At 72.2% G+C, this 18,786-nt stretch carries 18 protein-coding genes; 11 read left to right on the forward strand and 7 right to left on the reverse strand.

Going from position 1 to position 18,786, the window contains the following annotated elements:
• Positions 1 to 44 precede the first annotated feature (44 nt).
• Both ABZS51_RS08220 and ABZS51_RS08225 read left to right on the forward strand, forming a co-directional pair.
• Positions 45 to 707, forward strand: a complete 663-nt coding sequence (locus ABZS51_RS08220; protein ID WP_355437682.1) for a hypothetical protein — start codon at positions 45 to 47, stop codon at positions 705 to 707.
• Entirely contained in the window at positions 704 to 2,134 is a 1,431-nt protein-coding gene (locus tag ABZS51_RS08225) for an O-antigen ligase family protein (protein WP_355437684.1), read from the forward strand. Before ABZS51_RS08220 ends, ABZS51_RS08225 begins: the two co-directional genes overlap by 4 nt.
• Here the strand turns inward: ABZS51_RS08225 and ABZS51_RS08230 are convergent.
• A complete protein-coding gene (locus tag ABZS51_RS08230; protein ID WP_310707157.1) occupies positions 2,073 to 2,621 on the reverse strand; it encodes a dTDP-4-dehydrorhamnose 3,5-epimerase family protein in 549 nt (182 codons plus the stop codon). The two genes, ABZS51_RS08225 and ABZS51_RS08230, sit on opposite strands and share 62 nt — an antisense overlap.
• A 228-nt stretch (positions 2,622 to 2,849) precedes the next feature.
• Between ABZS51_RS08230 and ABZS51_RS08235 the strand changes: the two genes are divergently transcribed.
• From ABZS51_RS08235 to ABZS51_RS08245, 3 genes are read left to right on the forward strand one after another with little or no spacing between them, the layout of a single operon-like run.
• Positions 2,850 to 3,602, forward strand: a complete 753-nt coding sequence (locus tag ABZS51_RS08235; protein ID WP_355437686.1) for a WecB/TagA/CpsF family glycosyltransferase — start codon at positions 2,850 to 2,852, stop codon at positions 3,600 to 3,602.
• Positions 3,603 to 3,644: 42 nt separating this feature from the next.
• Positions 3,645 to 5,687, forward strand: coding sequence for a glycosyltransferase (locus tag ABZS51_RS08240; protein WP_355437688.1), 2,043 nt, complete (start codon positions 3,645 to 3,647; stop codon positions 5,685 to 5,687).
• Complete coding sequence (locus tag ABZS51_RS08245) at positions 5,687 to 7,015, forward strand: hypothetical protein (protein WP_355437690.1); 1,329 nt, start codon at positions 5,687 to 5,689, stop codon at positions 7,013 to 7,015. The genes ABZS51_RS08240 and ABZS51_RS08245 overlap by 1 nt, the downstream gene beginning before the upstream one ends.
• Here the strand turns inward: ABZS51_RS08245 and ABZS51_RS08250 are convergent.
• The 5 genes from ABZS51_RS08250 to ABZS51_RS08270 form a co-directional block, all read right to left on the reverse strand.
• The gene (locus tag ABZS51_RS08250) at positions 6,997 to 7,893 is read right to left on the reverse strand and encodes an NAD-dependent epimerase/dehydratase family protein (protein WP_355437692.1); all 897 of its coding nucleotides are present in this window, start codon (positions 7,891 to 7,893) and stop codon (positions 6,997 to 6,999) included. The two genes, ABZS51_RS08245 and ABZS51_RS08250, sit on opposite strands and share 19 nt — an antisense overlap.
• Positions 7,894 to 7,957: 64 nt before the next feature.
• The gene (locus ABZS51_RS08255) at positions 7,958 to 9,004 is read right to left on the reverse strand and encodes a 2-oxoacid:ferredoxin oxidoreductase subunit beta (protein WP_310707152.1); all 1,047 of its coding nucleotides are present in this window, start codon (positions 9,002 to 9,004) and stop codon (positions 7,958 to 7,960) included.
• The gene (locus ABZS51_RS08260) at positions 8,997 to 10,841 is read right to left on the reverse strand and encodes a 2-oxoacid:acceptor oxidoreductase subunit alpha (RefSeq protein ID WP_355437694.1); all 1,845 of its coding nucleotides are present in this window, start codon (positions 10,839 to 10,841) and stop codon (positions 8,997 to 8,999) included. Before ABZS51_RS08260 ends, ABZS51_RS08255 begins: the two co-directional genes overlap by 8 nt.
• 144 nt (positions 10,842 to 10,985) lie before the next feature.
• Positions 10,986 to 11,060 carry a putative leader peptide gene (locus tag ABZS51_RS08265; protein WP_355437855.1) on the reverse strand — a complete coding sequence of 25 codons (75 nt, stop codon included), beginning with the start codon at positions 11,058 to 11,060 and terminating at the stop codon, positions 10,986 to 10,988.
• A 38-nt stretch (positions 11,061 to 11,098) separates the two neighbouring features.
• Positions 11,099 to 12,742: a polysaccharide deacetylase family protein gene (locus tag ABZS51_RS08270; protein WP_355437696.1), complete on the reverse strand. Its 1,644-nt coding sequence runs from the start codon at positions 12,740 to 12,742 to the stop codon at positions 11,099 to 11,101.
• Between the two features lie 85 nt (positions 12,743 to 12,827).
• On the opposite strand from ABZS51_RS08270, the gene ndhC reads away from it, so the two are divergent.
• From ndhC to ABZS51_RS08300, 6 genes are all read left to right on the forward strand, one after another.
• Positions 12,828 to 13,199 (forward strand): NADH-quinone oxidoreductase subunit A, encoded by a 372-nt coding sequence (gene ndhC / locus ABZS51_RS08275; RefSeq protein ID WP_355437698.1) that lies wholly within the window; start codon positions 12,828 to 12,830, stop codon positions 13,197 to 13,199.
• 138 nt (positions 13,200 to 13,337) lie between these two features.
• On the forward strand, positions 13,338 to 13,814 hold the full coding sequence (locus tag ABZS51_RS08280) for an NADH-quinone oxidoreductase subunit B family protein (RefSeq protein WP_355437857.1): 477 nt from the start codon (positions 13,338 to 13,340) through the stop codon (positions 13,812 to 13,814).
• Entirely contained in the window at positions 13,811 to 14,365 is a 555-nt protein-coding gene (locus ABZS51_RS08285; protein WP_355437700.1) for an NADH-quinone oxidoreductase subunit C, read from the forward strand. Before ABZS51_RS08280 ends, ABZS51_RS08285 begins: the two co-directional genes overlap by 4 nt.
• Positions 14,358 to 15,299, forward strand: a complete 942-nt coding sequence (gene nuoH, locus ABZS51_RS08290; protein WP_355437702.1) for an NADH-quinone oxidoreductase subunit NuoH — start codon at positions 14,358 to 14,360, stop codon at positions 15,297 to 15,299. The genes ABZS51_RS08285 and nuoH overlap by 8 nt, the downstream gene beginning before the upstream one ends.
• Positions 15,300 to 15,390: 91 nt before the next feature.
• Positions 15,391 to 16,398, forward strand: coding sequence for a hypothetical protein (locus ABZS51_RS08295; RefSeq protein ID WP_355437704.1), 1,008 nt, complete (start codon positions 15,391 to 15,393; stop codon positions 16,396 to 16,398).
• Between the two features lie 68 nt (positions 16,399 to 16,466).
• Complete coding sequence (locus tag ABZS51_RS08300) at positions 16,467 to 17,450, forward strand: GNAT family N-acetyltransferase (RefSeq protein ID WP_355437706.1); 984 nt, start codon at positions 16,467 to 16,469, stop codon at positions 17,448 to 17,450.
• 98 nt (positions 17,451 to 17,548) lie between these two features.
• On the opposite strand, the gene ABZS51_RS08305 is transcribed toward ABZS51_RS08300, so the two are convergent.
• Positions 17,549 to 18,739 (reverse strand): serine/threonine-protein kinase, encoded by a 1,191-nt coding sequence (locus ABZS51_RS08305; protein ID WP_355437708.1) that lies wholly within the window; start codon positions 18,737 to 18,739, stop codon positions 17,549 to 17,551.
• Between the last annotated feature and the right edge of the window lie 47 nt (positions 18,740 to 18,786).

The following is an 18,786-nucleotide window of genomic DNA, read 5'->3' on the forward strand; positions in this document are numbered from 1 at the left end:
TTGGTGGGAGAACATGGGTTTTCCGGCACGGGGGAGGAAGCGCCTTGGACTTCTGGGGGACGGTCCTGGTCGTGTTCCGGCGGTGGTACGTCACGCTGCCCGCGTTCCTGCTCTCCCTCGGGGTGGCGTTCGCCGTCTACCGGACGGTCCCGGCCGTCTACCAGTCGAGCGCGGTGCTGGTCCTGACCGTGCCCGTCACGGGCGGGAGCGTTCCAGCCAACCCCGACTACCCGAACCCCCGCGTCAACCCGCTGCTCAACTACGACGGCGCGCTCAACGTCTCCGCCTCGATCCTGCTCCAGGCGCTCAGCGCCCCCGAGACCGCGGCGAAACTCGGCGCGCCGCCGGGCGGCGACACCACGTACGTGGTCCACAACGGCAGCGCCAACCCCGAGCTGCTGGCCAACGGCCCCTTCGTGATCATCGAGGCGAAGAGCCCGTCGGCGCAGGTCGCGCACGCCCTCGTCGTCAAGCTGGTGCAGCAGGCCAAGATCGAGATGGTCGCCCGCCAGCAGGTGCTCCAGGCGCCGCCGAGCACGTACATCAAGCTCACCGAGATGGTGACGCCGACCAGCCCGCTGGAGCAGCGCGGCGGCAAGAGCCGGACGGCGGCGGCCGTGCTGGCGCTCGGCCTGTTCGCGGGCCTCACCGCCGGCTTCGCCGCGGAGAGCGTCGCCGCGGCGCTGGACCGGCGGCGGCCGGCATGACCACCTCGGCCGCCTCGGCCACCGCCGCCTCGGCCGGGACCCGGACTCCGCCGGAGGCGTCCGCGCCGCCGGGGCCGCACCGGGCCGACGGCGCCACGCTCGGCGTCGTGTTCGCCGTCATCCTCATGATCGTCCCGGCCCGGCTGGTGTACCGGGGCCTGTCCTTCGCGATCACCCCGGCCGAGTCCGTCGGCCTGTTCGCGCTGGTGTGGTGGCTGTGCGCGCACTTCACCGGCACGCTCGGCGCCGCCAAGGGCCGCACGCTCGTCCGCTCCGCCGTGTTCGTGTACGCCGCCGCGCTGCTGGCCTCGTACGCCTACGCGACGGCCGGCGCGCTGCCCCGGGACGAGGTGGAGCTGGCCGACCACATGCTGATCACCGCGTTCGCCATGATCGGTGTCGTGCTGCTCGTCGTGGACGGGGTGCGCGGGCGGGACCGGCTCGACCTGGTGCTGAAGACGGTCGCCGTGATGGGCGCCGTCCTCGGGGTGGTGGGGGCGGTGCAGTTCCTGTTCGCCTTCGACCCGACGAAGTACATGGTCCTGCCCGGCCTGCGCTTCACCCAGCAGGAGCTGTTCATCCTGGAGCGCAACGGGCTGAGCAGGGTGGCGGCGACCACCGGGCACCCCATCGAGTTCGCGGTCATGTGCGCGATGATCCTGCCGATCGCCCTGCACTTCGCGTTCCAGGCGCGCGAGCGGGGCCGGCCGTCGCTGCGGTGGTGGGTGTGCGCGGCGCTGATCGCGGCCGGGATGGTGTTCTCGGTGTCGCGCTCGGCCTTCGTCGGGCTGGCGGGCGCCGCCGTGGTGCTCCTCATCGGCTGGCCGAAGGTGCGGCGGCTGCTCGCGGCCGGGGCCGCGCTGCTCTTCCTCGCCGGGGTGAAGCTCGTGGTGCCGGGTGTGCTGGGGGCCATCGTCGCGCTGTTCACCAACATCTCCAACGACTCCAGCCTGCGCTGGCGGACCATGGACTACGCCACCGCCGCCACCGAGATCGGCCGGCACCCCTGGCTGGGCCGGGGGCTGGGCACCTGGTACGCCCCGAAGTACCTGGTCTTCGACAACCAGTACATCCTCACGACCGTCGAGACCGGGATCATCGGCGTGCTGGCCTTCGCGGGGCTGTTCGCGGCGGGCATCTGGTCGGCGCTCCGCGCCAGGCTCCTGCTGGCCGACCCGGCGGGCCGCGACCTCGGCCTGACGCTGGCGGCCTGCCTGGTGGTGCCGCTGATCGGCTCGGCCACCTTCGACCTGCGCGCGTACGCGGTGATCACCGGGCTGTCGTTCCTGCTGGTGGGGGCGGCGGGAGCCCTCCTGCGCGAGGCCCGCGCCGCGCGGGCGGCGACCCCCGCCGCGCAGGGCGGACTCAGCCGAGCAGGCGCTCCCGCGCCTCCTTCCACGAGCCCGCCGCGAGATCCCGCGCGCTGATGGCGGTGACCGGGAGCGGCCAGCCGATGGCGAGGTCCGGGTCGTCGTAGCGCACCGTCAGGTCCTCGGCCGGGTCGTGCTCCCTGTCGATCCGGTAGCACACGTCGGCCTGCTCGGTGAGCGCCTGGTAGCCGTGGAAGAGGCCCGGCGGCACGTACAGGTGGGCGAACTCCTTGTCGTCGAGCACCACGCTCCAGCTCTCGCCGAACGTGGGCGAGCCGGGTCGCGCGTCCACCAGCACGTCGTGGATCGCCCCGCGGGCGCACCTGACCAGCTTGGCCTCGCCCCGCCCGAGCCGGCAGTGCATCCCGCGCAGGGTGCCGAGCCGCGACCGGGACTGGCTGTCCTGGACGAACGCGGCCGGGTCGAGCCCGTGCTCGGCGGCCATCGCCGTGTCGAACGTGCGGGTGAAGAAGCCCCTGTCGTCGTGGTGGGGGGTCGGAACGAAGATCAGGACCCCGTCGAACGCGCCTCGCTCCACTCTCATGCGCCCATGATCGCCGCCCGCCCGCCGCACCGGAAGCCCTCGCCTGACCTGGTCGAGCGATCCTCGACCGGCGCGCCGGAATCGCAGGTCGAGCGATCCTCGACCGCCTTAGGTAACGACTTTGTCTCTTATGCCGATTATTTCGTGAAAGGTCGTGATGTTAGGTCGGCTGCGCGAAGGAGCGACACCATTCCGGCGGATCCCTTCCTCACGACCCCCCCGGCGCGCGTGCGCGTCGGAGCGGTCCACATCCTGGCCCTCACCGAGACGGCGGTCGCCGAGCACGTCTCCCGGTCCTGGGCGGACGGCCGGGGCGGCGCGATCGTCACCGCGAACGTGGACATCGTCAGAGCCGCCACCCGCGACCCCGCCCTGGCCGCGCTGGTCGCCCGAGCCGAGCTGGTCGTCGCCGACGGCATGCCGGTCGTGTGGGCGGGCCGCCTGGCCGGGGCCGCGATCCCGGAGCGGGTGACCGGCGCCTCGCTCGTCCACTCCCTGTCCGAGCGGGCCGCGGCGGACGGCCGCTCCGTCTACCTGCTGGGCGGCGACCCCGGCGTGCCCGAGGCCGCCGCGGCGGCGCTCGTGGCGCGCAGCCCCGCGCTGCGGATCGCGGGCACCCACTCGCCGCCGTACGGGTTCGACACCGACGCCGAGGGGCGGCGCGAGGTGGCGGAGCGCGTGCTCGCGGCCCGCCCCGACCTCGTGCTGGTCGGTCTGGGCTTCCCCAAGCAGGAGCGGGTCATCGAGGGCCTGCGGGCCGCGCTGCCCGCCGCCTGGTTCCTCGGGTGCGGCGCGGCCATCCCGATGGCCGCCGGCCGGTTCAGCCGGGCCCCGCGCGCCCTGCAGAGCGTGGGCGGCGAGTGGCTGCACCGGCTCGCCCTGGAGCCGCGCCGCCTGGCCCGCCGCTACCTGCGGGAGGACGCCCCCTTCGCCGTCGCGCTGCTGGCCGGCGCCCTCCTCGGCCGCTTCCGACGCCCTTGACCCGACAAGCTCGACCCGACGCTCCTGAGAGGCCACGCCCGCATGCTCGCGATAGTGATCGTCACCTACTTCAGTGAGCGGGTCGTCGGCGACTGCCTGCGCTCCCTGGCCGCCGCCGGAGCGGGCGACGCCCGGGTGATCGTGGTGGACAACGACTCGGCCGACGCGACCCTCGCGCGGGCGCGGGAGGCGCTGCCCGCCGTCGAGGTCGTCTCCACGGGCCGCAACGCCGGCTTCGGCGCCGCCGTGAACGCCGGGATCGCCGCCGCCCCCGGCTGCGACGTGCTCGTGCTCAACCCCGACATCCGGCTCGACCCCGGTGCGATCACGGCCCTGCGGGAGGCGCTGGCCGAGCCGGGCACCGGCATCACGGTCCCGCGCCTCACCGACGACTCCGGCCATCGGCACCTCTCGCTGCGGCGCCGCCCCACCGTGCTGCGGGCGTTCGGCGAGGCGCTGCTGGGCGGCCACCGGGCGGGCCGCGTCCCCGCGCTGGGCGAGCTCGTCGTGGCCGAGCAGGCGTACGAGCGGCCGGGCACCGCCGACTGGGCGACCGGCGCGGCCTGGCTGGTCTCCCGGCGCTGCCTCGACGCGACCGGCCCCCTCGACGAGCGGTACTTCCTGTACTCGGAGGAGACCGAGTACATGCTGCGCGCCGGGGACCGCGGCTTCGCCGTCCGGTACGTGCCGGCCGCCCGCGCGGTCCACCTGGGCGGCGAGCAGGCCACCTCCAGCCGGCTGTGGGCGTTGTCCGCGGCGAACCGGGTCAGGCTCCACCGGCAGCGTCACGGCCGGCCGCGCGCCCTGCTCATGCGCCTGGCCGTCGCGCTCAACGAGGCGCTGCGCGCCGCCACCCGGGGCGCGAGCGGCGGGGCACGCCACCGGGCAGCCCTGCGCGCCCTGTGGCGCATGCCGCGCTGGCCCCGGGAGACGCCCGAGCCGCCCGGCTACGTCTGCTTCTCCGCCCAGGACTGGTGGTACCACAACCAGGCGCACTCCGACTTCCAGCTCATGCGCTCGATCGCCGCCCACCGCGAGGTGCTGATCGTCAACAGCATCGGCATGCGCATGCCGACCCCCGGCAGGTCCACCCAGGTCCTCCGGCGGATCACCCGCAAGTTGCGCAGCGTCGCCAAGCTCGTGCGCGAGCCGCTGCCCGGCTTCCACGTGATGTCGCCGCTGCCGCTGCCGTTCTACGGCTCGCCCCTGCTGCGCCGCCTGAACGCGGTGCTGGTCCGGGCCCAGGTGGGGGCCGTGTGCCGGGCGCTCGGCATGCGCCGCCCGGTCGTCGTGGTCACCCTCCCCACGGCGTGGGACGTGGTGCGTCCCATGGCCAGGAGGTCGCTGGTGTTCAACCGCTCCGACAGGCACTCGGCGTTCCCCGAGGCCGACGCCGCCACCATCGGCGCGCTGGAGCGCGCGCTGCTGGCCCGCGCCGACCGCGTCGTCTACGCCAGCCGGGCCCTCATGGCGGACGAGCGCCCCCTCACCGGCGACCGGGCGCACTTCCTCGACCACGGCGTGGACCTCGGCCACTTCACCCGCACCGCCGCGCTCCCGCCCGACCTGGCCGCCGTCCCCGGGCCGCGGATCGGCTTCTTCGGCGCGCTGGACGACTTCGTCGTGGACTTCGACCTGCTCGAACGCGTCGCCGTCGAGCTGCCGCACGCGTCGCTGGTGCTCATCGGCGACGCCACCGCGCCGATGGAGCGGCTGACGAAGTACCCCAACGTCCACTGGCTCGGTTTCCGCCCGTACGAGCGGATACCCGGGTACGGGTCGGGCTTCGACGTGGCCATCATGCCGTGGCAGGACAACGCCTGGATCCGGCACGCCAACCCGATCAAGCTCAAGGAATACCTCGCGCTCGGCCTGCCCGTCGTCAGCACGGAGTTCGCCGAGCTGGCCGCCTACACCGGCCGGGTCAGGGTCGCCGCCGGCCACGCCGCGTTCGTCGAGGCCGTGAAGCTCACGCTCGACACGGGCGGCCCGGCGACGGCCGGGGAGCTGCGCGCGTCCGTGCTGGACGCGTCCTGGTCCACGCGGGCCCGCGAGCTCATGGCGCTGGCCGAGGGGGAGCGCTGATGCGGGCCCCCCGCCCGCTCCTCGCCCTGCCGGCCGTCCTCGTCGCGGCGGTCGTGGTCTGGGCCGTGCTCAACCTGCGCCCGGCCGGGCCCGGCGCCGAGAACCCGCCGCCGACCGGCCCGGCGCCTGCCGCGCCCGCGCTCAAGCCCGTCGACTGGGAGGGCGGCCCCGCCTACTACGGTCGCTTCCCGGCCACCGCCGCCGCCGGCTGGACCGACCCCTCCTTCTTCCCGGTCGGCGTCTGGTACGAGTCCGTCATCACCCAGGACGACGTGGACAAGGACCGCGAGGCCGGCATCAACACGTACGTCGAGCTGACCGAGACCAGCGACATGGCGCTCATCAGGAAGAACGGCATGTTCGCCATCACCGGCAAGCCGATCGGGGGCTACGGCGCCGAGACCGTCGCCTGGCTCATCACCGACGAGGCCGACATGTGGGCCGGCCCCGGCGACGACGGCTGGACCGGCAACTTCCCCGGCCAGGGGCCGCTGTGCGTCCCCGACGACCCGCACAAGGAGCGCTGCGGCTACACGGTGATGAAGACGCTCAAGGACCGCCTGCCCAAGAACGACGGCCGGCCCCACTACGCCAACTACGGCAAGGGCGTCATGATCTGGCAGAACGACCGGCAGGCCGGCCGGTTCGTCAACGACTACACCGACCTCGTCTCCCTCGACGTCTACTGGTACACCAGCTACTACGCCTGCCTGGACGCCCAGAACTCGCTGAAGTTCCGGGCCGGCCAGTGCGCCAGGGCCGCCAACTACGGCCTGCTCATCGACCGCCAGCGCAGGCTCGACGCCCTCGACGGCAAGCGGCAGCCCATCTACGCGTTCGTCGAGGTCGGCCGGCCCGCGCCCGAGGACAAGCGGCCGATCGAGCCCGCCGAGCTCAAGGGCGCCGTCATGAGCTCCCTCATCCACGGCGCCCGCGGCGTCGTCTACTTCAACCACAGCTTCGGCGGGCCGTGCCAGAGCCAGCACGTCCTGCGCGACGCGTGCGGCGTGCGGACCAGGCCCGCCGTCATCGAGGTGAACAGGCAGATCAAGGAGCTGGCCCCCGTCCTCAACACCCAGTCGCTCGCCCACGACTTCGGCAAGGGCGTCGACACGATGCTCAAGCGGTACGGCGGCTCCTACTACCTGTTCGCCATGCCGGGCCTGGACGGCGGGCCGGGGACGCGCACGTTCACGCTGCCGCCCGGCCTCCCGGCGGGCCGGGTCGAGGTGCTCTTCGAGAACCGGCGCGTCCCCGTGAGCGGCGGCGCGTTCACCGACGCCTTCGCCACGGAGAGCACCTACCACATCTACCGGATCACACCCTGACGGGCCGCGTACCAGGCGACCGTCCGGCGCAGGCCCTCCTCCAGCCCGACGCCCGCCTCCCAGCCGAGCAGCTCCCGCGCCGGCCCGGTGTCGGCCGCCTGCGGGACGTCCAGCGGCCGGTCCGACATCGCGCCGAAACGCGGCCCGCGGCCGCTCCCCACGATCCGGTGGAGCAGCTCCACCACCTCGCGGACCGACGCCCGCACCCCGGTGCCCACGTCGAACGCCCGCCCCACGGCCCGCCCGCTGGCGCCCGCCGCGGCGAACGCCGCCACCACGTCGTCGACGTACACCCAGTCCGCCACCTTCGCGCCGCTGGTCAGCCGCGGCTCCTCGCCCCGCAGCAGCGACAGCGTCACGTACGGCACCAGCTTCGTCCCGTCACGCTGCCCCGGCCCGTACACCATGGTGGGCCGCACGATCGTGTACGGAACGCCCCACAGCCGGTGGAACAGGTCCGCGTACCCCGAGGCCGCGGCCTTGGCCATCGCGTACGGCGAGGGCGGCGCCGCGTGCCCGTTGCCCGGCCGCGGCTCCTCGCTCGACCCCGCCAGCACCACCCGGCTGCTCGACCGGGCCGCGGCCGCCAGCACGTTGACCGTGCTCGTCAGGTTGCCCTGCAGCGTGGGCAGCACGGTCCCGGTCTCGCGGGCGCCGTCCACCTCGCCCGCCAGGTGGTACACCACGTCCGGTCGCACCGCGGCGAGCAGGCCCTCCACCGCGGCCGCGTCACGCAGGTCGGCCCGGTGCCACGTCACCCCCGGCACGGCCGGCGGCTCCGAGCGGCTCACTCCGTGCGCCTCGCCCGACAGCCCCAGCCGCCGGACCAGGTGCGAGCCGATGAAGCCGGTGGCGCCCGTCACCAGCGACCCGGGCATGTGTCCCCCCAGACATGACAGAGGGGACGGCTGTTCGCCGTCCCCTCATCCTCGGTCCATCGCCTCAGCTGATGCGCCAGGTGTCGCCGCCCATCAGCAGGTCCGTGAGGTCGCCCTGGCCCTGCTGCGCCACGGCCTCGTCGAGCTGCTCGGCCATCAGCACGTCGTACGCCGGCCGGTCCACCTGGCGGAAGATGCCGATCGGCACGTGCTCGAACGCCGGCTCGTCCAGCCGCGACAGCGCGAACGCCACCGACGGGTCGGGCGAGTGCGCGTCGTGGACCACGATCCGCTCCGCCGGGGCCTCCGCGAGCGGCACCACCTGGATGCCGCCGTTGTCGCCCCGCACGACCGCCTTGGACGCCGACACGATCGGCTGCCCGTGCTCCAGCCGCAGCGTGATGTCGTCGCGGACCTCGGGGTCCTTGAGCGGCTCGAAGGCGTTGTCGTTGAAGATGTTGCAGTTCTGGTAGATCTCCACCAGCGACGTGCCGCGGTGGGCGGTCGCCTCGCGCAGCACCGACTGCAGGTGCTTGCGGTCGGAGTCGATGGTGCGGGCCACGAACGACGCCTCCGCGCCGAGGGCCAGCGAGATCGGGTTGAACGGCTTGTCCAGCGACCCCATCGGCGTCGACTTGGTGATCTTGCCGACCTCGGAGGTCGGGGAGTACTGCCCCTTCGTCAGGCCGTAGATTCTGTTGTTGAACAGCAGGATGTTGAGGTTGACGTTGCGGCGCAGCGCGTGGATCAGGTGGTTGCCGCCGATCGACAGCGCGTCGCCGTCACCCGTGATCACCCACACGCTGAGGTCCGGCCGGCTCGCGGCCAGGCCCGTCGCGATCGCCGGCGCGCGGCCGTGGATCGAGTGGAAGCCGTAGGTGTTGAGGTAGTACGGGAAGCGCGAGGAGCAGCCGATGCCCGAGACGAACACGATGTTCTCGCGCCGCAACCCCAGCTCCGGCAGGAAGCTCTGCACCGCGGCCAGGATCGCGTAGTCGCCGCAGCCGGGGCACCAGCGGACCTCCTGGTCGGACTTGAAGTCCTTCAGGGTCTGCTTGGCATCCGTCTTGGGGATGAGGGACAGGCCCTTCCCGTTGAGCAGCTCAGTCACTGTCGATCACGTCCTGGATCACTCCGGCCAGCTCCTCGGCCTTGAACGGCAGGCCGCGCACCCGGTTGTAGCTGATGATGTCGACGAGGTAGCGGGCCCGCAGCAGCAGCGCGAGCTGCCCGAGGTTGATCTCCGGCAGCAGCACCTTGTCGTAGCCCTTGAGGACCTCGCCGGTGTTGGCGGGCAGCGGGTTGAGGTGGCGCAGGTGGGCCTGCGCGACCTTGCCGCCGCTCTTCCTGATGCGCCGCACCGCCGCGGCGATCGGCCCGTACGTCGAGCCCCACCCGAGCACGAGCACCCGGGCGTCGCCGTCGGGGTCGTCCACCTCCAGGTCGGGCACGTCGATCCCGGCGATCTTGGCGGCGCGCACCCTGACCATGTGGTCGTGGTTGTTCGGGTCGTAGGAGATGTTGCCCGTGCCGTCGGCCTTCTCGATGCCGCCGATGCGGTGCTCCAGGCCCGCCGTGCCGGGGATCGCCCACGGGCGCGCCAGCGTCTCGGTGTCCCGCTTGAACGGCAGGAACTCGCCGTCGTCGCCGTTGGGCGCGGTGGTGAACTCCTGCGAGATGTCCGGCAGGTCGGGCACCTCCGGCAACCGCCACGGCTCGGAGCCGTTGGCGAGGTAGCCGTCGGACAGCAGCATGACCGGGGTGCGGTACTTCACCGCGATCCGGGCCGCCTCGATCGCCGCGTCGAAGCAGTCGCTCGGCGACATCGGCGCCACGATCGGCACCGGCGACTCGCCGTTGCGGCCGAACATGGCCATCAGCAGGTCGGTCTGCTCCGTCTTGGTCGGCATGCCGGTGCTCGGGCCGGCCCGTTGCACGTCCACGACGATCAGCGGCAGCTCGGTGGTGACCGCGAGGCCCACGGTCTCCGCCTTGAGCGCCACGCCCGGACCGGAGGTCGTCGTCACGCCCAGCGCGCCGCCGAACGCCGCGCCCAGCGCCGCGCCGACGCCCGCGATCTCGTCCTCCGCCTGGAACGTGCGGATGCCGAACCGCTTGTGCTTCGACAGCTCGTGCAGGATGTCGCTGGCCGGGGTGATCGGGTACGAGCCGAGGAACAGCGGGAGCTTCGACTGCACCGAGGCGGCGATCAGGCCGTAGGCGAGCGCCTGGTTGCCGGAGATGTTGCGGTAGACGCCCGGGGCCAGCCGGGCCGGCTTGACCTCGTACGACACCGAGAACGACTCGGTCGTCTCGCCGTAGTTCCAGCCCGCCTGGAAGGCCGCGATGTTGGCCTTGGCGATCTCCGGCTTCTTGGCGAACTTCTGCTGGAGGAACGTGATCGTGTGCTCGATCGGCCGGTGGTAGAGCCACGACAGCAGGCCGAGGGCGAACATGTTCTTCGAGCGCTCGGCGTCCTTCTTCGACAGGTCGAAGCCTTCGAGGGCCTTGACCGTCAGCGAGGTCAGCGGCACCGCGTGGACCCGCCACTCGGCGAGCGCGTCGTCCTCCAGCGGGTTGGTCTCGTAGCCGACCTTCTGCAGGTTGCGCTTGGTGAACTCGTCGGTGTTGACGATGATGTCCGCGCCGCGCGGCAGGTCGCCCAGGTTGGCCTTCAGCGCCGCCGGGTTCATCGCCACGAGCACGTTCGGCGCGTCGCCGGGCGTGAGGATGTCGTGGTCGGCGAAGTGCAGCTGGAAGCTGGAGACGCCCGGCAGGGTGCCGGCGGGCGCGCGGATCTCGGCCGGGAAGTTGGGCAGCGTGGACAGGTCGTTGCCGAACTCCGCCGTGCCGGCGGTGAAGCGGTCACCGGTGAGCTGCATGCCGTCGCCGGAGTCGCCGGCGAAGCGGATGATCACGCGGTCGAGTTGCTGGACCTGCTTCGTCACAGCTCAGTCCTCCTCGACGCGCCAATGCGCGGTCGCTTGGGGCGCGTTCTCAGTTCCATGCTAGATCCTCGCGAGGTTCAACACGTTTCCTCTGCGCATAGCGCGGGTAAACGCGGTGGGAGTCAGGGGGAGGCCGGAGAACCGCTAGGGGTGACACAGCGCCGACGCGAGCCTGCCGAGGTCGACATGCAGGCGGGCGAAGAGGACGGTTCGGGTCACGAGGGCCAACTATACGTCCCCCTAAGGGGTGCGCCATCTCAGGGGCGGTCCGCCTCGACGGTGATCCCCGAGCGGTAGAAGTGCCCGGCCTCCATACCTGCAGAGCCGTACAACTCCGGAACGGTGACGAAGGTGTAGCCCTTCCGGCGCAGCTCCTTGAGGATGCCCGGGACCGCGTCCACGGTCGCGCTGTTGGTGTCGTGCATGAGGACGATCGCGTCGTCGTGGGCGCCGCCGACGACACGCCGGGTGATCTCCCCGGCCTCATGCCTCGCGCCGGGGCGGTCGAAAGCGTCGCGCGCGTCCACGTCCCAGCCGACCAGCGCCACGCCCACCCGGCGCGCCGCGTCCAGCACCGCCGTGCTCGCCGCGCCGTACGGCGGGCGGGCGAGCGCCGGCACCCGTCCCGTGCCTGCCGTGATGGCGTCCTGGGCGCGGGTGAGCCCGTCGACGACCCTGTTCACCGGCATCTTCGTCAGGTCGCGGTGACCCCAGCTGTGGTTGGCGACGAGGTGACCTTCGTCATGCATGCGGCGCAGCACCGACGGATCGGCCACGGCGTTGACGCCGACGGCGAAGAACGTGGCGCGCGCGTCGGCGGCGCGCAGCGCGTCGAGCAGGCGCGGCGTGTCGGGGCCCGGCCCGTCGTCGAACGTGAGCGCCACGCACTTCGTCTCGGCGCAGTTCACGCGCTCGGCCGCCGGGCCGGCGGGGACCGCGGCCTCCACGCCCGCCCCGGCCCGCGTCCCGCCCCCGACCCCCGGCCCCGCGCCCCGCCGCGGGGTGATGCCGCTGGTCATCGGGGAGCCGCCCGGCTCTTCCTCGGGGTCGGACGGGATGGGGTTCGCCGTCTGGGGCGCCGACATGGCGGCGGCCTGCGCGAGCCGGCCCGTCGCCGACAGCAGCGGCTCGACCTGCCACGCCGGCACGGCCACCGCGACCCGGCCCAGCGAGCAGGACCCGATCTCGCAGTCGTCGAACTCCACGACCAGGTCGCCCGCCCGGTTGAACGCCATCGAGTCGAGCCGTTCGTCGGTCGCCTTGACCGAGCTCAGGTCCACGGTCGAGCCGCGCGGCTCCAGGCGCTGCCGGACCAGCCGGGCCGTCTCCCCGAGCGCCGCCTTGCCCGCGAGCAGCCCGGCCGAGCCGACCGCCCGGTCACGCCGCCGGTCGTACCAGAGGGTCCTGGTGGAGCGGGCCCAGCCGACCCCGAGGAACTCGCCGGTGCGCAGCCGTACCCCCACGACGTCGGGGGAGGCGGCGGTGAGGTCCCACTGGACGTTCAGCTCGGGCCGGCGCAGGGACGCGCCGACGTGGGCGCTCGCGCGGGACGTGACGGCCCGCGCGCCGCCGGCGCGGGGGCGGAGGGCGTCGGAGGAGGCGGCATCCACGGCGGCGCTGAAGGCGTGCAGCTGCCGCTCGGCCTCCTTGTTCAGCGCCTGGTCGAGCTTGGGCGCGCCCTCGACCCGCGGATAGCTGATGTGCACGTAACGGCGCGCGCTCTCGCCCCCGCTCAACGTCCTGGGGACGAGTCCGCCCACCGTCGCCGGGTCGACGTAGTGGAGCAGGGTCGGGTCCGAGGGCACGACGATGTTGCGCTCATGGGAACCCGAGCCGAGGCCGCAGCCGCCGGCCATGAGGCCGAGCAACGCGAGTCCACCAACATGGCGCAATTTGTGCATAAGTGTCAGGTTATGGTGGTGATCTTCCGTTTTACCCCGATTTGAGACTATAGGGCCAGAGGTTTGACTGGGTTACGATCGGGAGGTGGACGGTTACTTCGAGTCCTATGCGCTGGTCGCCGTGCTGTTCGCGACAGGCGTCGCGATCGTGGCCGGCGCCCTCATGGCCAATCGCCTGCTCCGCCCCACCCGGCCGACTCCCGAGAAGCTGACCACGTACGAGTGCGGCGTCGACCCCGTGGGCGAGGGCTGGGCCCAGTCGCAGGTCCGCTACTACGTCTTCACGTACCTGTACGTGGTGTTCGCCGTGGACGCGGTGTTCCTGTTCCCGTGGGCGACGGTGTTCGACGCGCCCGGGTACGGCGTGACCACACTCGTGGAGATGTTCGTCTTCCTGGGCTTCATCGCGCTCGGCATCCTGTACGCCTGGCGCAAGCGCGTCCTCACCTGGACCTGAGTCTCCTCTGAGCCTCCTCGGCCGGAGATCGGCCCGCCTCTACTCCTTACGCCGTTCAGGCGGGACAATGGAGACATGGCAGCGACGGATCTCCCGATGCCCACCGTGGGGCCGGTCTCCCGGCTGGCGCCCAAGCCGATGCGGTTCGTCCTCAACTGGGGGCGGCGGTATTCGCTGTGGGTGTTCAACTTCGGGCTGGCGTGCTGCGCCATCGAGTTCATCGCCACGTCGATGAGCCGGCACGACTTCATCAGGTTCGGGGTGATCCCGTTCGCCAACGGGCCGCGGCAGGCCGACCTCATGATCGTCTCAGGCACCGTGACCGACAAGATGGCTCCCGCCGTCAAGCGCCTGTACGAGCAGATGCCCGACCCCAAGTACGTCATCTCGTTCGGCGCCTGCTCCAACAGCGGCGGCCCGTACTGGGACTCCTACTGCGTCACGAACGGCGTGGACCAGATCATCCCCGTGGACGTGTACGTGCCCGGCTGCCCGCCCAGGCCGGAGGCGCTGCTGTACGGGATCATGAAGCTCCAGGAGAAGATCGCCGGCGAGAAGCTCGGCGACCGCTACCTCCTGTCCCGCGTCCACGGCGAACCCGGCGGTGACGTGTGACTCCCGTCCCCGAGGAGATCGCAGGGCGCTTCGGCGACCGCGTCCAGGTCTCGGAGTCGTACGGCGAGACGACCCTCGACGTCACGGACCCCGGCGACTGGATCGACGTCCTGATCGCGCTCAGGGACTCCGGCTACGTGTTCTTCGACTGGCTGACCGGGGTGGACGAGCCGCCCGAGACGTTCACGGTCGTCGCGCACCTGTACGACCCGGCCGCCTGCCGCCGGCTCCTCGTGCGCGTGAGTGTGCCGCGCGCGGACCCGCGCCTGCCCTCCGCCGTCGGCGTGTACCGGGGCGCCGACTGGCACGAGCGGGAGACGTACGAGATGTTCGGCGTCGTCTTCGACGGCCACCCGAACCTGGTGCCGCTGCTCCTGCCCGACGGGTTCGAGGGACATCCGCTGCGCAAGGACTTCGTTCTCGCCGCCCGCGTCGCCAAGGCGTGGCCGGGCGCGAAGGAGCCCGGCGAGTCCGGGCACGGCTCGCCGAGCCGCCGCAGGACCCTTCCGCCTGGAGTTCCCGCCGACTGGGGGGCAGCGCCCGATGCTTGACGTGGTGATCAGCTTCGTCGTCATCCTCGCCGTGTTCCTGGTGCTGCCCCTGATCGTGGGGCAGACCGAGCACAAGGTCATGGCGCACATGCAGTCGCGCCTCGGGCCGATGTACGCGGGGGGCTTCCACGGGTGGGCGCAGCTGATCGCCGACGGGGTGAAGTTCGCGCAGAAAGAGGACGTCATCCCGGCCGCCGCGGACCGGCGCATCTTCATGATCGCGCCCGGGGTGGCGCTGGTCCCGTACCTCGTCGTGATGATCGCCATCCCGATCGACCAGGGCCGCGTCGCGGTGAACCTCGACCTGGCGCTGTTCTTCGTGCTCGCGGTGATGGGCATCGGCGTGCTCGGCTCGATCATGGCCGGGTGGGCCTCGGCCAACAAGTACTCCGTGCTCGGCGGCATGCGCGCGGCCGCCCAGCTCATGTCGTACGAGCTGCCGCTGGTGCTGGCCGCCTCCTCGGTGGCGATGGCCGCGGGCACGCTGTCCATCCCGGGGATCGTCGAGGCGTGGCAGTGGTGGTGGCTGCCCTGGCAGGCGATCGGCGGCGTGGTCTTCTTCCTCGCCGGGCTCGCCGAGCTGCGCAGGCCGCCGTTCGACATGCCGATCGCCGAGTCCGAGATCATCATGGGCCCCATGACCGAGTACACCGGCATGCGCTTCGCCCTGTTCATGCTGGCGGAGTACGTCGGGATCGTGGTGCTGTCGTTCCTCACCACGGTGCTGTTCCTCGGCGGCTGGCACGGCCCGTTCCTGCCGGGCTGGCTGTGGACGCTGGTCAAGGTGTTCGCGCTGGCGTTCGTGGTGATCTGGCTGCGGGTGAGCTTCCCGCGGCTGCGCGAGGACCAGCTCCAGAAGCTGGCCTGGGCGGGGCTGGTGCCGCTGGCCCTGGTCCAGCTCGCCCTGACGGGCGTGGTGAAGGTCCTCACCTGACTCGATCCCACCAAACGGCCCCGGCACCGCGAAACTCCACCCGTCCCCCGGTCGTCTCTCCCTTGGGGACCGGAGAATCAGGGGTGACCACATGAACGCGCAGCCCGCGTCAGCCGGGGACGAACCGGCCGGCACCGTCCACAGTGTGACCTGCCTGGAGACGACGCTCTCCTGGGACGGCCACGCCCTGACCGCGACAGACGCCGTGACGGGCCACGCACCGCCCACCGCGTTCCGATCGACCGCCGCCCCCACGCGCCTGTACCACTACCGCTACGACCAGCCGGCGACCCGTGCCAAGGACGCCGAGCGCCAGACCTGTTCCGGTCTCGCGGTCCTGGACGCCGACGGTCTCGTCCTCCTGGACCTCCCGGGCCCCTGGCACGCCCCCGACGTCCACACGTTCGCCGTCGCGGCCGGCATCCCGGTCGTGAACGCCCGCACCCGCCCCTCCCGCGAGGTCCGCACCGCCCTCGCCGCCCGAGCTCCCGGCTGGCGCCGCCTGCACGGCGTCCGCCCGACCTTTCTCGCCAGGTGGCGCAAGCCGGTCACCATCGGGACCGGAGTCGCGGGCCTGGCCGTGATGACGTACTTGGCCATGATCGGGCTGTGGCCCGCCTGGCGGGGCCTGTCCACGCTTGGCAGGGGGTTGGCGTACGTCCTGGAGGCCAAGTGGCTCCTGGTCGGCTTCAGCCCGGCACTCCTGGTGCTGCGCCCCCTGTCGGCCCGCATGCACAGACGCCGCGCCGCCCGAGGCGAGATCCTCGGCCTGCCGGGCGGCCTCACCGTCACCACCCGGCGAGACCGCCACCGCGGCCCCCGCATGGAGATCCGCCGCGGCGGCACCCTCGTCGCCGACCTCGCCTTCCGCCGCCGGCCCCGTCACGCCTGCGCCTTCCTCCTGTACGGCCACGAGGACCGCACAGGCCTGTTCGTCCTCGACTCCGACGGCGCCCCGCTCCACCACCTGCCCGGTCCCTGGCCGCCGGAGGACGTCAACCGCTTCACCCAGCACCACAACATGTACCTGGAGGCCCGCCGCCTCACCCACGCCGATTACCTCGCCCTCACCCGAACCTGCCCCGAAGCCACCCCCTGACCACGCCACCCCCCGCGTCCAGGAGAAAATCCGTCGCCGTGTCGGCCGCGATCCTGTTACCTGGCCGCGTGACGACGATCGACGAGAACACGCTCACCTCTCTCCACGACACCTACCTCCGGGCCTACGCCCACCAGCGGGGACCGCTCATGGGCCGGCGGCGCTTCGAGTGGCTGCTCACCCACGACTCCTCCGGGCAGCGACAGGAGGTTCGGGTGGTCAAGGAGGGCGGCGAGGCCGTCGCGGGCTACCGGCTGGGGCTTCCCCAGCATGACAACACGCACATCGCCTGGCTGGACCCGCTGTTCGTCCGGCCCGACCGGTGGGGGCGCGGCATCGGCGCGGACCTGCTGGAGGAGGCGGCCGGACGGGCCCGCGCCCTCGGCCGTGGCCTGCTGTTCACCGAGACCCCCGTCGAGGGGCCGGGCGCGAGGTTCGCCCGGGCGCACGGCTTCACCGTGTCGGTGGCGGAGGCTCGTCGCACCCTCGACCTGCGTACGGCCGACTGGGCGGCGTTCCGGCGGATGTGGCCGCGCGCGGAGGGCTACGAGCTGGAACTGTGGAGCGGCCCGGCCACGCAGGAGCTGCCGGGGGAGCGGGCCACGGCGGAGCGGCTGGCCGACCTGGCCGCGGTGATGGCCGGCATGAACGACGCCCCAGCGGACGCGGCCATGGAGGACGCCCGCTTCGACGCCGACCGCGTGCGCGCGCGGGAGGAGGAGATGGTGCCGGGTGGGCTCGACTGCTACACCGCGCTCGCCCGGCGCATCAGCGATGGCGCCCCGGCCGGGTTCACCCGCATCTTCCTGGAGGTGGACCGCCAGGACGGCTGGGCGTTCCAGACGGACACCGCCGTGCTCGGGCCGCACCGCGGTCACCGGCTCGGCCTCCTCCTCAAGCTCGCCAACCTGCAACGGCTGCACGAGCGTGAACCGCGGGTCCAGCGGGTCATCACGTGGAACGCCACGTCCAACGCGCACATGCTGGCCATCAACGAGGCGATGGGCTTCACGTTGCTGGACGAGTGGAACACCTGGCGGCTGACACTCTGAGCGTGCGAATCGGCATTCCGCCGCAGCACGCCGGAGGCACCCGAAACCCGGACGTATCCAAGCCGAGGTACCCGAATCCCCGCGGCACCGCCGGCTCGTCAGTGGATGATGGCGAGCATCACGTCCGCGGCCGCCGGCCGATCCTCCGGGCTCTTGTGGAGACACGTCCCGACGATCTTCCGCAGACCCGGCGGCAAGGGCGACAGGTCCGGGTGGACCGTCAGCACCCTGTGGAAAACCGCCGGCACCGTGTCCTCCCCGAACGCCGGCCGCCCCGTGGCCGCGAACATCATCGTCACCCCCCAGCTGAACACGTCCGACGGCGGCCCCACCGGCGCCCCCGTCAACTGCTCGGGCGACATGTACGGCGGGGTGCCGACCATCTTCCCCGACGTCACCGTCATCTGGTCGAGTGCGCGGGCGATGCCGAAGTCGATCACCCGCGGCCCGTCGTTGCCGATCAGCACGTTGCTCGGCTTGAAGTCACGATGCACGATCCCGGCCTTGTGGATGGCCGCGAGCGCCCCGGCTGTGGACAACGCCAGCCGGGTGAGGCTGTCCTCGTCCCGCGGACCATGGTTGCGGACGAGCTGCTCCAGCGACGGTCCCTCGACGTACTCACTGACGATGTACGCGTGCTGCCCGCTGATGCTCACGTCCAGCACCCGGGCTGTGGAAAACGTCGCGACCCTGCGCGCCGTGTCCACCTCGCGGGCGAAGCGGGCACGGGCCGTCTCGTCGACCAGGTCGTGCAGGACCTTCACCGCCACCCGCGCACCGTTGGGCGCCTGCGCGAGATAGACGGCCCCCTGCCCGCCCCTGCCCAGGGACCGCAGCACCCGGTAGTGCCCGATCCACTCCGGCGCGCCGGAGGGCCGCTGGAAGGTCGGAGCGGTGGTGCGCTGGTGGATGTTCGCCGGAGGCACGAACGGGCGAGGCGTGAACGGCGGGGCGCCGCGGTGACGGCGCTTGACCATGGCCGGAACCAGGATGCCGGAGTGGATGACACCGCCCAACCAGGTCACGACCAGGGCGAGGGATATCAGGGAGGACATCGGCTCCGGGATGTCCTCGAACTGGTCGTACGCGAACACCACGATCAGGAACGAACCCAGGCACACGGTGTAGACCGCGGCGGCGATCAGCTGCCACACGCTGCGCAGCCAGAACGCCGCGAAGCCGATCGTGAACGGCGTCAGCATCCCGCACGTGAACAGCGGCAGCGCCGCCCACGCCACCCCGGCGGTCCATGCCAGACCACTGGGACCGCGCGGCCGGCTGTTCGACATGCCGGAAGGCTATCGCCACACCGTGGTACATAACGGCCGCGGAGCCA

It is taken from the genome of Nonomuraea sp. NPDC005501 (assembly GCF_040605905.1).
Lineage (GTDB): Bacteria > Actinomycetota > Actinomycetes > Streptosporangiales > Streptosporangiaceae > Nonomuraea.

What these genes read in the sequence shown, in the direction of transcription:
- ABZS51_RS08305 (WP_355437708.1), bottom strand. Translation starts at nt 18,739, where the DNA reads ATGTCGAACAGCCGGCCGCGCGGTCCCAGTGGTCTGGCATGGACCGCC.
- ABZS51_RS08225 (WP_355437684.1), top strand. Translation starts at nt 704, where the DNA reads ATGACCACCTCGGCCGCCTCGGCCACCGCCGCCTCGGCCGGGACCCGG.
- ABZS51_RS08240 (WP_355437688.1), top strand. Translation starts at nt 3,645, where the DNA reads ATGCTCGCGATAGTGATCGTCACCTACTTCAGTGAGCGGGTCGTCGGC.
- ABZS51_RS08230 (WP_310707157.1), bottom strand. Translation starts at nt 2,621, where the DNA reads ATGAGAGTGGAGCGAGGCGCGTTCGACGGGGTCCTGATCTTCGTTCCG.
- ABZS51_RS08295 (WP_355437704.1), top strand. Translation starts at nt 15,391, where the DNA reads ATGAACGCGCAGCCCGCGTCAGCCGGGGACGAACCGGCCGGCACCGTC.
- ABZS51_RS08270 (WP_355437696.1), bottom strand. Translation starts at nt 12,742, where the DNA reads ATGCACAAATTGCGCCATGTTGGTGGACTCGCGTTGCTCGGCCTCATG.
- nuoH (WP_355437702.1), top strand. Translation starts at nt 14,358, where the DNA reads ATGCTTGACGTGGTGATCAGCTTCGTCGTCATCCTCGCCGTGTTCCTG.
- ABZS51_RS08280 (WP_355437857.1), top strand. Translation starts at nt 13,338, where the DNA reads ATGCGGTTCGTCCTCAACTGGGGGCGGCGGTATTCGCTGTGGGTGTTC.
- ABZS51_RS08250 (WP_355437692.1), bottom strand. Translation starts at nt 7,893, where the DNA reads ATGCCCGGGTCGCTGGTGACGGGCGCCACCGGCTTCATCGGCTCGCAC.
- ABZS51_RS08245 (WP_355437690.1), top strand. Translation starts at nt 5,687, where the DNA reads ATGCGGGCCCCCCGCCCGCTCCTCGCCCTGCCGGCCGTCCTCGTCGCG.